The sequence below is a fragment of the Nocardiopsis valliformis DSM 45023 genome (assembly GCF_000340985.1).
Lineage (GTDB): Bacteria > Actinomycetota > Actinomycetes > Streptosporangiales > Streptosporangiaceae > Nocardiopsis > Nocardiopsis exhalans.
Window position 1 is genome coordinate 13,809 of record NZ_ANAZ01000015.1, and the last position, 11,035, is coordinate 24,843.

Here is an 11,035-nt window from a genome sequence, read left to right on the forward strand (position 1 = left end):
GATGGACCCGGGCCCTTCTCCGTCCGGACCCGGCCGCCCAACCGCCTGCTGCCAGAGGTCCCGAAGTGCCAGAATGGTGCCCGTAATGGAACTGAACGGACGCCCCGTCAGCACGGGAGAACTCGCCGGTCTCGCCCTGTACGGCTACGGGCATTTCACGACCATGCTGGTCACGGACCTACGCGTGCGCGGTCTGGATCTGCACGTGGAGCGCCTGAGCCGGGACTGCGCGACCCTCTTCGGCACCGAACTCGACATCCCGCGCGTGCGCGAACTCGCGCGCCGCTCAGCGCGTGCGCACCCCTCGCCCGCCGTGGTCCGGGTGACCGTCTACGACCCCGCCCTGGATCTGGGTCACCCCAGTGCCCGGGCCCTGCCCCAGATCCTGGTGACGACCCGTTCGGCCCCGGGGGCCGTCCCGCCGCCGATCCACCTCGGTACCCGCCTGTTCTCGCGGGACACCCCGATGGTCAAGGGCACCGGGCTGTTCGGGGCGATCCGGCAACGGCGCGCGGCCCAGCTGGACGGGTTCGACGACGCCCTGTTCACGGGTGTGGACGGCCGTGTCTCCGAGGGCCCCACCTGGAACATCGGCTTCCTGGACGGGTCAGGGCTGGTCTGGCCGCAGGCCCCCTGCCTGCCCGGGGTGACGATGCGGCTGGTCGACCAGGCCGCCGAGGCGCTCGGGATCCCGGTCTCCACCCGCCCCCTGGCGGCTGTGGCGGCCACCCGGACCGCGGGGGCCTTCGTCACCAATGCCGTCAACGGGGTCCGGCCGGTGGGCTCGATCGACGGGGTGAGCCTTCCCCGGCCGGACCTGATCCGCAAGATCAGTCAGGCCTACCGGGAGCTTCCGGGCGAGTTGTTGTAGCGGCGGTAGCGATGAGGGGCGGGGACGCGGATGCGGAGTCGGGCCGAGGCCCGTCACCGGTTCGGGCCGCCCGGCCCGGCCACCACAGGCGCGGCCCCACGTCCAGGGACAGGGCGGGGATGAGCAGCGTCCGTACCAGCAGCGCGTCCACCAGCACCCCGAAGGCCACCAGGAACGCCAGTTGCAGCAGGAAGAGCAGCGGGATCACGGCGAGCGCGGCGAAGGTCGCGGCCAGCACCACCCCGGCTGAGGTGATCACCCCTCCGGTCACCGTCAGCGCCCGCAGGACACCTTCGCGGTGCCCGCGGGTGAGGGTCTCCTCGCGGGCCCGGGACATCAGGAAGATGCTGTAGTCGATCCCCAGCGCCACCAGGAACACGAAGGCGAACAGCGGCACCACCGGGTCCGCTCCGGGTAGGCCGAGGACGTGGTCGAACACCAGAGTGCCCACCCCCAGGGCGGCGGCGAACGAGAGTACGTTGGCGGCCATCAGGAGCAGCGGGGCCACCAGCGACCGCAACAGCGGGATCAGGACCAGGAAGACGACCACCAGCACCAGTGGCACGACCACGACGAAGTCCCGTTGCGCGGTCTCCAGGGTATCGAGGTCGGTGGCGCTGACCCCGCCCACCAGGGCGTTCGCCCCCTCGATCGAACTCAGCTCGGCGCGCAGTCCGCGCACGGCCGCCACCGCCTCGGGGGATTCGGGGTCGGCGGCCAGCACCACTTCGACCAGGATGCGGCCGTCCTCCACCAGGGGCGCGGGGTCCTCGCCGGGGGTTTGGCCCGCGGGCGGTCCGGGTTCGGTGACCGGGGCGGCACCGTCGACGTCGGGCAGGCTCTCGGCGGCGGCCACTACCTCGTCCAGGTACGCCTCGTCGGCCACCACGAGTGCGGGCGCGGCGCTGGACTCGGCGCCGAATCCGCGGGTGAGTGTTTCCTGGCCGTCCACCGCCTCGACCTGGGTGCGGAAGATCTCCGCCTGTCCGGTGCCCTGCGCGCTGAACTGGGGCGCGAACACGGCCGCGGCGATCAGCAGGGCGGTGGTGCCCAGCCAGTAGGCACGCGGGCGGCGGGCGACCGCGGCGGAGATGCGACCCCAGAAGGGGTGCTGCCGCAGGACCTGGTCGGTGCTCTGGCCCTCCTCGTGGCGGGTGTGGTGCGGGGCGGTGGGCCAGAAGGCGGCCCGACCGCACAGGGCGAGGGCGGCGGGCAGGAAGGTCATCGCGGAGAGCATCGCGGCGGCCACCCCGATGGCGACCACGGGGCCAAGGCTGCGGGTGGAGGCGAGGTCGGCGGCGAGCAGGCAGAGCAGGCCGAGGATGACGGTTCCGCCGGAGGCGAGGATGGGTCCGGTGACGCCCCGGACCGCGGCGAGGACCGCTTCGGGCACGCGCTCCCGGGCGGCCAGTTCCTCCCGGTAGCGGGCGACGAGCAGCAGCGCGTAGTCGGTGCAGGCGCCCACGACCAGGATGAACAGGATGCCCTGGCTCTGGCCGTTGAGGCTGACCAGACCGGTGTCGGCGGCGGCGTAGACCAGTGCCCCGGAGAGTCCCAAGGCCAGCAGGGAGGCGACGATCACCAGGACCGGCAGCAGGGGTGAGCGGTAGACCGCGATGAGGATGACCAGGACCGCGACGACCGCGACGATCAGCAGGGTGGAGTCGATGCCGCCGAAGGCCGCCACGAGATCGGCCGCGTACCCGGCGGGCCCGGTGACCTGGGCCTGGATTCCGGGGAGGGGGTCATCGGCCAGGAGTGCGCGCAGTTCGGCCACGGAGTCGCCCGTGTCGAAGCGTTCACCGATCGGAACGACGAGCTGGGCGACGGAGGGGTCCTCGGTGCCCGGGATCGGGCCGATGACCTGGCTGGTGGCCCAGGACTCGGCACCGATTCGCTCCGCCAGGGCGCCCGCCTCGGCGAGGTCGGTGTCGGTGAGCTCGCGGTCGGCGGACAGGACCACGATCGCGGGGACGGTGTCGCCCCGATCGAAGTCCTCGGCGAGTTCCGCGGCTTCGGTGGATTCGGCTCCGACCGGCAGGAACGCGCCGGGGTCGTTGGTCTGGACTTCCCCGAGCTTGCCGAGGAACGCCCCCAGGGGGCCCGCGCCGAGCAGCCAGATCAGGCTGACCAGCAGAGCCGCGCCGACCCACCAGCGTGATCGTCTACGTGGCGGCTCGTGTCGTTCCCTCACGGCGGGAGTCCTTCCGGGTAGGCGGGTAGGGTCCAGCATTTTGCTAGAAATCCAAGCTTCTTGAAATTCTAGCCAATTGCCCCCATACGATAACGCACAGCCGGACCAGGTCACGCCGGGCGGGGCCGGTCCGGCCCCGCCCCGTGGTTCAGGTGCGTACGGCCGGTTCGTCGGTGTCCGCCGCCCGGGCGGCGATGTTGTCGGCCATCGACCCGAAAACGATCCCGTGGAAGGGCGTGACCGCCTTCCAGTACAGGTGCCCCAGCAGACCGCGCGGATGGAACAGGGCCTGCTGGCAGTACACCGTGCGTCCGTCCTGGCTCCCCACGCGCAGTTCCAGCCAGGCCAGGCCCGGCAGGCGCATCTCGGCTCGCAGCCGCAGGAGTTCGCCGGGGACGACCTCCTCGACCCGCCAGAAGTCCAACGAGTCCCCTACCCGCAGGCGCTCGGGATCGCGGCGGCCGCGTCTGAGGCCCACCCCGCCCACCGCGAGGTCGATCCAGCCGCGCGCGGCCCAGGCGAGCGGCCACGAGTACCAGCCGCGTTCACCGCCGATACCCTCGATGACCCGCCACAGCTCCGATGGGGCGGCGTCGACGTGACGCGCCCGGCGGTCGGTGTACAGGCTGCCCCCGGCCCAGTCGGGGTCGGTCGGCAACGGGTCGGACGGTGCGCTGGGCCACGCGGCGGAGGACCAGCGCGTGTCCACGCGGTCCTCGTCGATGCGCCGCAACGCCAGGCGCACCGCCTCGTCGAACCCGATGCGCTCGTGATCGCGCAGAAGCCGGGCGAGATCGTCTTCCGCCGTCACCGAGTCGTGCCGCAACGACTCCACCAGCGGCCGGGCTACCGACGGCGGAACCGGTGTGATGAGGCCGACCCACAGGCTCGACAACCCCGGGGACAGAACCGGCACCGGAAGGATCAGTCGGCGGACCAGCCCCGCCACAGCGGCGAACCTCTGGATCATCTGCGCGTAGCTGAGGATCTCGGGTCCGCCGATGTCGAAGGTCCGGTTGGTCTCCTCCGGGAGTTCGTCCGCGCGTACGAGCAGGCGCAGCACGTCCCGAACGGCGATGGGCTGCACCCGGCTGCGCACCCACCGGGGCGTGGTCATCGCGGGAAGGCGCTCCGTCAGGTGCCGCAGCATCTCGAAGGACGCCGATCCGGACCCGAGGATGACAGCGGCGCGCAGCACCACGGCAGGCACCGGCGCATCCAGCAGGATCCGCCCGACCTCCTCACGCGAGGCCATGTGCTCTGACAGTTCGACGTGCTCCGGCGCCAGCCCCCCGAGGTAGATGACGCGTCCGGCCCCGGCCTCCCCGGCCGCCTCGGCGAACCGCCTCGCGCCTTCGGCGTCCGTGTTGACGAAGTCGCGGCCACCGCCCATGGAGTGGACCAGGTAGTAGGCCACGTCCACACCGGACAGTGCCTCCAGCAGGCCCTCCCCGGAGACCACGTCGCCCCGGACCACCTCGACGCGGTCCCGCCAGGGGTAATCACGTAGTTTGTCCGGGGTCCGGGCCAGGCAACGGACGCTGTACCCGGCGTCCAGCAGCTCCGGGACCAGACGACCGCCGATGTAGCCGCTGGCCCCCGTCACCAGGGCGAGGCGCCCCGTGGCAGCACTCATCCCCGGAACTCCTCGGCGCTGTCCTCCCGCGCCGCGGAGCGCGGACCGGGGACACCGGCGGCCGTACCCCGCGGGCCCGCGAGTCGGTTCGCCCCGTGGCCCCGAACGCGGTCCTCCCCCGTCGAACCGGTCTCCCGCCCCTCGTCCCCGGTGGAGGGATCGGGGTGGCGGTGCCTCTGGAAGGGGTTGTCCTCCGGCAAGCCTCCGCTGAACCGGCCGTACATGCCGAAGGTCATGACCACGAGGCCGACCACGAAGCTGAAGATCACGTTGGGCATGGAGAAGGCCAGAACGTTGAAGTCCGTACTCATCAGGTAAAGGTTCACCAGTCCGCTGACCACGAAGGCCGCACCCACCGCGACGCACACCGTGGACGCGAACTTCCCGCCCAGAATCGCCGCCCCCACGAGGAGGGAACCGATGGCGATGGAGATGAAGCTCAGTGCGCCGTTCGTCGACAGCCCCGCGATGACCTCGCCCTGGGTGTCGAAGAGCGGCAGCCTGATCATCAGCCCCGCGCTACCGAAGCCCACCAGGACAAGCCCGGTCAACCCGGCCCCGATGCGGTAGACGAGGTCCAGGCGCCGGTCCGCCCGACGTGTGGTGTCCAGTTCCATGTCGTTGCCCCTTTCGGTGCTCTCAGGACTAGAGTCAGAGGTCAGCGGCCTGTGTCACAAGTCGCACCGATTTCGCAACGTGTTGGGGCGCCATGATGGACGCACTCAGCCCGGGGGCCACGGCACGGCTGCTCGGGATAGCACCGACCACCCTGCGCAGCTGGGACCGGCGCTACGGGGTCGGCCCGCGTGAACGCAGCCCGGGAGGGCACCGGCGTTACTCCCCCGCCGATGTCGCCCGTCTCCGGGAGCTGTGCCGTCTGGTCGGCGAGGGCATGCCCGCGGCCGCGGCCGCGCGCCAGGTCCTCACCGCGCGCACCGCCGCACCGCCGATGCTCCCGGAGCCGCGAAGCGAAGTGCGGGCCACGGCGCTGGGAACCGCCTCCCCCACGCTCCAGGGGCTGACCAGAGCCGCCATGCGCATGGACTCCGACCTCGTCGAAAGCCTTCTGCAGAAAGCCGTGGCACGTTACGGGACCGTCCTGACCTGGGAGGACCTGGCGATGCCGCTGCTGTACGGGATGGGGCGCAAATGGGAGGAGACGCAACGCTACATCGAGGTGGAGCACCTCCTCTCATGGTGTGTGTCCTCGGTCCTGCGCCGCGTGCCCGGACCGCCTCCGCCGTCCGGCGGCCGGGAACGGCCGGTCGTCCTGGCCTGCGTACCGCACGAGATGCACAGCCTGCCGGTGGAGGCGTTGGCCGCCGCTCTGCGCGAAGCAGGACTGGCACACCGCGTCCTGGGGCCCTGCACCCCCACCGAGGCGACGGTGCGCGCCGTACGCCGAGTGGGCCCGCGCGCGGTGGTCCTGTGGTGTCACAACAGCGGTCCGCACGACGCCGAAACCCTGGTCACGACCGCGCGCAGCACGGTTTCCGCGCCTGAGCGCACAGCCCTGTACACGGCGGGGCCGGGTTGGCGGGACGCAGGTTCTGCGCTGAGGGTGGCGGACGGGCACCTCGGCTCCCTCACCGAGGCCGTGTCCGTCCTGTCCGCCATCAGGGAGTGGCACGGGAGCGCAGGGAGTACCACAGATGGTCGGCCGTGCTGAGCGTCATCGCGGCGACCGGAGTGGACAAGCCCATGGCCAGTTCACGGGCGAGCCCCGACTCCCCGTCGAGGAACGCCAGCACGTCACCGAAGCGGTTGGCCGAGAAGAGACGGGTGAAGAAGTCAGCGCCCGACACCCGGCCGCTGTCCAGGGCCCGCAGCATGACGGCGTCCATAGCCAGGTGGCGGGGGCGGTGCGGGACCGGCGGCACCGGTACCCGGTCGTGTACCAGGGCTTCGGCTATCGCCGCGGCCTGCCGTCCCACCCCGCTGAACGTGTAACCGGTGGACGGTCTCGTCGCGCCCCCGGCGGTGCCCACCCTGAACAGGCGCCGCCCGGCGCGGGTCGCGAAGCGCGCGTCGGTCATCGGGATCGCACCCTGTTCGGTCGCAGTGACCTCGACTTCGGGCAGGCCCACACGCTCGCAGTAGTCCTTGAGCGCCAGGTCGTACTCGGCGGTGGTGAGGGAGGTACGGCCGAACTCGGTGTACTCCACCAGAGCCTCGCGGGTGGACAGGGGGAGCACGTAGCCGAAGGCCACCCCGTGCCGGGGCTGAGGCGGGCGAAGGTCCATGAGCACCGCCGCGGCGGGGTCGAAGGAGTCCTCGGCAGTGCGCACGAACCAGCCGCGGAAGTGCTGGAGCAGGTGGGTGCGGCCCGCGGGCGCCGGAGAGGGCGGACGCGAGTCGAACACCCAGCGCGCGGTGAGGACCACCCGGCCGCCGTCAGGCCCCAGGGCCGTGAGAGTGGCGTGGTCAGTACCGTCGGCGACTCGCTGAACGTACAGCTCCCTCTGTTCGACGTGCTCGTCCGCGGTGGCGCGTACGTGCGCCTGGACGTCGGCGGAACGAAGCATCTTGTAGACGTAGGGCGCCGCCGAGGATCGGTACTCGGCCCCGTCCGGACCCACGATCGCGAGGTCCTCCCAGCGTGCGGCCAGCAGCCGGTCCCAGGGCCCTCCGTCCGGCTCCCAGAAGCACCACGTCCGGGGCGGCGGGGTATGGGGACCGGGAGGAGGCTCCACCAGCGCCACGCGCAGCGGGGACACGCGTCGTTGGTTGACCTCCCCCATGCGATCGGCCAGGGTGAGCCCTGCGGCTCCGGCTCCGATGATCACCACGTCGTAGTCGGCCATGTCCACAAGCATGCCCCTTGGAGGAGCTCAGGGCTCCCCGCCCGGCCCCTGCCACCCTTGGAGGAACCATTGACCACCCCGACCGGGCTGATGAAGACCGGGGCGGTGACGGACGAGTTCGACAACGCCGCCTCCGCCTACGACCGGCTGGTCGCCGCCAACCCGGGTTACCACCGGGATCTGCGCACGTCGGCACGGAGGCTGCGGCTGCCCGCCCGGGGTAAGGGCCTGCTCCTGATGGACCTGGGCTGCGGCACGGGCGCCTCCACCGCGGCCCTGCTACGCGAGTACCCGCTGGCCAGGATCGTCGGTGTGGACGCCTCCGAGGGCATGCTGAGGGCCGCCGCGGCCAAGGAATGGCCGGCGAACGTCACCTTCCACCTCTCCCGGGCGGAGGACATCACCGCGGAGTGGGCGCGGGAACTGCTGGGCGGCCCCGCCGACGCGGTCTTCGCGGCCTACCTGGTACGCAACGTCCCCGACCCGGACGTCTTTCTGGAATCGGTGTGCTCGGTTCTGGCCCCGGGCGGGCGGCTGGCCCTGCACGAGTACTCGGTGGCCGATTCGGTCTCCGCCCAGGCCGTGTGGACGGCGGTGTGCTGGAGCGTGGTGATACCGGCGGGGCGGGCCCTGGCCGGACGCGCGGACCTGTTCCGCTACCTGTGGCGGAGCGTTCTGGAATTCGACGGGCGCTCCGCTCTGCTGGGGAGGATGCGCGCGGTCGGCCTGGAGTCGGTGGCGAGCGCCCCCCTGCCCGGATGGCAGTACGGGATCACGCACACCTTCGTCGGGCGCAGGCCGCTACGGTGCCCGGGCCCCGGGGAGACCGGCCCGGTGTCCGGTTCCTCCGAAGCCGGTTCCCCTCCCGGTGCGGACTGCGGGGAGGAGCCCGCTGCACCGAAGGGAGCACGGTGAACCCCGATGTGAGGGACCCGCGGGCCGAACCCGTGCTGGCACCGCCTCCGGTCGGTCCACGCCCCGAGCACAGGCCGCGCGTCGCGGTCGTCGGCGGCGGCATCGCCGGGCTGGCCGCCGCCTGCGGACTCGCCGAGCGCGATGTGGAGGTGGTGCTGCTGGAGCGCGAGCCGGGTCTGGGGGGCCGCCTGCTCGGATGGGAGACGACTCTGGCCGACGGCAGCACCGCCACGATGAGCCGGGGCTTCCACGCGTTCTTCCGGCAGTACTACAACCTGCGCGGTCTGCTCAGACGGGCCGACCCGGACCTGGACGGCCTGGTCGCGCTGCCCGACTACCCGCTGGTGCACAGCTCGGGTGCCAGGGACCGGTTCTCGGGACTGCCCTCCACCCCGCCGCTGAACGCGTTCGCCCTGGCCGCGACGAGCCCGAGCTTCCCTCTGACGGAGCTCGCCGGGGTGAACCTCCCAGCCGTGCTCCAACTCCTGGACGTGGACGTGCCCGGGGTGCACGAACGCATGGGGCACCGCAGCGCCCGGGAACTGCTGGAGGTCACCGGTTTCCCGGCCACCGCCCGGCACCTGGCCTTCGAGGTCTTCAGCCGGAGCTTCTTCGCCGCGCCCGAGCAGCTCTCCGCGGCCGAGATGGCGGTCATGTTCCACGTGTACTTCCTGGGGTCCGCCGAGGGGCTGGTGTTCGACGTACCGAGGTCGCCGTTCCCGCAAGCGCTGTGGAACCCGCTGGCGGGCTACCTGAGAGGCCTGGGAGTGGAGTTGCGCACCGGTGCGCCGGTCGACGGGATCACCCCCGGGGGGCGACTGCGCCACCGTGTCGACTGGTCGGAGGCGGCGGGCGCTCGGAGCGGGGAGTTCGACGCGGTCGTTCTGGCAGCCGACCCGCGCGGACTGCGAGAGCTGGTCTCCCGCTCACCGGAGCTGGGGTCGGCCCGGTGGCGGAGCCGGGTGTCCCGCATCCCCTCCGCCCCACCGTTCCTGGTGTCACGCTACTGGCTGGACCGCCCGGTCCGACCGCACCGGCAGGCCTTCCTCGGCACCGGCGGATACCCGACCCTGGACAATGTCAGCGTGCTGGAGCGGTACGAGGACCAGGCCCGGGAGTGGTCGGACCGCACTGGGGGCTCGGTGGTGGAACTGCACGCCTACGCGCTGGCCGAGGGGTGTGACGCGCAGGCCGAACGCAAGTCCCTGTGGGAGCAGGCCACCACGGTCTACCCGGAGTTGGCCGCGGCCCGGCAGGTGGACGCCCGGCACGAGATGCGTGCGGACTGCGCGCTCTTCCCCCCGGGGGGTTATGCAGACCGGTGCACGGTGACCACACCCGATCCTTTCCTGGTCGTGGCGGGGGACCACGTGCGCGTGGACCTGCCGGTGGCCCTGATGGAGGGCGCGGCCACCAGCGGGATGAGCGCCGCGAACGCGCTTCTGCCGCGGTGGGGGCGGCGGGGTCACACACTGTGGACCGTGCCCCGGCAGGGTCGCTCCCCAGCATTGCGCGCTCTGGCCCGGGCCGCTCGGAGGCGACGCGGGCAGAGCACGTAGCGGAGTCGCGGCCCACCGGGGCAGCACCCTTCTCAGCCCGGCCAGCGACCGGACGCCCGGAGCAGGTAACGGCGCTCGGCGTAGGCGAGGTCGTCCTTCCACAGTCGGCGGGCGACCAACCTCATCACCGGGCGCACCGCACCCGCCGCCCGCCGGGCCAAGGCGAATCCGGTGCGTTCGGAAGCGGCGACCGTGGCCTCGATAACCGCGGTGCGCGGGACTCCGTCACGGTCGACGCCGAGCGGGGTGGCGTGTGTCTCCACCACGCTGCCCGCCCCCTCTCCCTCGATGATGCGCATGACCACAGTGCGCGGTTCGGGGCAGGTGAACTCGGCGCGCACCGGCACACCCCACCTGCCCGCGACCCTGAAGCCCACGTCCACCACCATGCGGTCCGGGTCGGGATCCGGGCCCTCGGGTATCTCCGTGACCTTCAGGCCCACGAACGAGTAGGGGTGGAACCAGGAGCCGTGCCACGGATCGAGCCTGTTGGCCACGACGTCTTCGGGCTCGCACCGGCCGGCCAGACTCTCCACCGCCGCGATCGTGTTCACCCCGCGGGGGCGCTCGGGGACGACCGGTGCGTCGGTGGGTTCCTCGCCTCCGGCCGCGTCCAGGCGCACCCACACGAGCACTCCATCGTCGTGCGCCGGGTAAGGGCTCCATCCCGGGAAACCGCCGGGGCCCAGGGAGAGCCCGTGCCACCGGCATACCAGGCGACCCTGGTCGACAGCTCCCCGGCACAGCGGAGCTCCGAGGTGGGGGCAGGCGCCCGGGCCCGCGTGCACGGATCCGTCGCCGGTGCGCCAGGCGACGACTTCGGTTCCGGACACCACCCGGCCGAACGGCCGGTCGCTGCGTACCTCCGTGCTGGAGGCCAGGACGAACCAGTTCCCGGAGGGGCGGGCCAGCGCTCTCTTGAGCGCCGCGCCGATCACGGCGGGAGAGGCCTGGCGCCACGAGGGCTCCTGCCGGGACCAGGTGCCGCGGGGCATCCTGCGCAACGGAAGGCGCCGGGGTTCGGGGGACGGCAAAGTCATGGGACTCCTTCTCTTC

Annotated in this window: 9 protein-coding genes; 4 read left to right on the forward strand and 5 right to left on the reverse strand. The window is 72.1% G+C overall.

From position 1 onward, the window contains the following. Positions 1 to 85: 85 nt before the first annotated feature. Positions 86 to 871 (forward strand): aminotransferase class IV family protein, encoded by a 786-nt coding sequence (locus D457_RS0116390; protein ID WP_017581757.1) that lies wholly within the window; start codon positions 86 to 88, stop codon positions 869 to 871. Here D457_RS0116390 and D457_RS0116395 read toward each other — a convergent pair. The 3 genes from D457_RS0116395 to D457_RS0116405 all read right to left on the reverse strand — a co-directional run bounded on the left by D457_RS0116395 (position 831) and on the right by D457_RS0116405 (position 5,318). Beyond that, on the reverse strand, positions 831 to 3,065 hold the full coding sequence (locus tag D457_RS0116395) for an MMPL family transporter (protein ID WP_017581758.1): 2,235 nt from the start codon (positions 3,063 to 3,065) through the stop codon (positions 831 to 833). The genes D457_RS0116390 and D457_RS0116395 overlap by 41 nt on opposite strands. A gap of 148 nt (positions 3,066 to 3,213) precedes the next feature. Then, positions 3,214 to 4,701 carry an SDR family oxidoreductase gene (locus tag D457_RS0116400; protein ID WP_017581759.1) on the reverse strand — a complete coding sequence of 496 codons (1,488 nt, stop codon included), beginning with the start codon at positions 4,699 to 4,701 and terminating at the stop codon, positions 3,214 to 3,216. Further along, a complete protein-coding gene (locus D457_RS0116405) occupies positions 4,698 to 5,318 on the reverse strand; it encodes a DUF4383 domain-containing protein (protein ID WP_017581760.1) in 621 nt (206 codons plus the stop codon). Before D457_RS0116405 ends, D457_RS0116400 begins: the two co-directional genes overlap by 4 nt. Positions 5,319 to 5,413: 95 nt before the next feature. Between D457_RS0116405 and D457_RS0116410 the strand changes: the two genes are divergently transcribed. Further along, on the forward strand, positions 5,414 to 6,370 hold the full coding sequence (locus D457_RS0116410; protein WP_239646122.1) for a MerR family transcriptional regulator: 957 nt from the start codon (positions 5,414 to 5,416) through the stop codon (positions 6,368 to 6,370). On the opposite strand, the gene D457_RS0116415 is transcribed toward D457_RS0116410, so the two are convergent. Further along, the gene (locus D457_RS0116415) at positions 6,318 to 7,505 is read right to left on the reverse strand and encodes a lycopene cyclase family protein (protein WP_026116710.1); all 1,188 of its coding nucleotides are present in this window, start codon (positions 7,503 to 7,505) and stop codon (positions 6,318 to 6,320) included. The two genes, D457_RS0116410 and D457_RS0116415, sit on opposite strands and share 53 nt — an antisense overlap. A gap of 90 nt (positions 7,506 to 7,595) precedes the next feature. Here D457_RS0116415 and D457_RS0116420 point away from each other — a divergent pair, with 90 nt between their 5' ends. Then, a complete protein-coding gene (locus tag D457_RS0116420) occupies positions 7,596 to 8,420 on the forward strand; it encodes a class I SAM-dependent methyltransferase (protein ID WP_086002207.1) in 825 nt (274 codons plus the stop codon). Next, positions 8,417 to 9,979, forward strand: coding sequence for an FAD-dependent oxidoreductase (locus D457_RS0116425; RefSeq protein WP_017581764.1), 1,563 nt, complete (start codon positions 8,417 to 8,419; stop codon positions 9,977 to 9,979). Before D457_RS0116420 ends, D457_RS0116425 begins: the two co-directional genes overlap by 4 nt. Before the next feature lie 32 nt (positions 9,980 to 10,011). On the opposite strand, the gene D457_RS0116430 is transcribed toward D457_RS0116425, so the two are convergent. Further along, a complete protein-coding gene (locus tag D457_RS0116430; protein ID WP_026116712.1) occupies positions 10,012 to 11,019 on the reverse strand; it encodes a DUF5914 domain-containing protein in 1,008 nt (335 codons plus the stop codon). Positions 11,020 to 11,035 lie beyond the last annotated feature (16 nt).

Bases quoted from the DNA above. Each gene is read 5' to 3' on its own strand.
- D457_RS0116410 (WP_239646122.1), top strand. From the start codon at position 5,414: ATGGACGCACTCAGCCCGGGGGCCACGGCACGGCTGCTCGGGATAGCA.
- D457_RS0116405 (WP_017581760.1), bottom strand. From the start codon at position 5,318: ATGGAACTGGACACCACACGTCGGGCGGACCGGCGCCTGGACCTCGTC.
- D457_RS0116430 (WP_026116712.1), bottom strand. From the start codon at position 11,019: ATGACTTTGCCGTCCCCCGAACCCCGGCGCCTTCCGTTGCGCAGGATG.
- D457_RS0116415 (WP_026116710.1), bottom strand. From the start codon at position 7,505: ATGGCCGACTACGACGTGGTGATCATCGGAGCCGGAGCCGCAGGGCTC.
- D457_RS0116400 (WP_017581759.1), bottom strand. From the start codon at position 4,701: ATGAGTGCTGCCACGGGGCGCCTCGCCCTGGTGACGGGGGCCAGCGGC.
- D457_RS0116420 (WP_086002207.1), top strand. From the start codon at position 7,596: ATGAAGACCGGGGCGGTGACGGACGAGTTCGACAACGCCGCCTCCGCC.
- D457_RS0116390 (WP_017581757.1), top strand. From the start codon at position 86: ATGGAACTGAACGGACGCCCCGTCAGCACGGGAGAACTCGCCGGTCTC.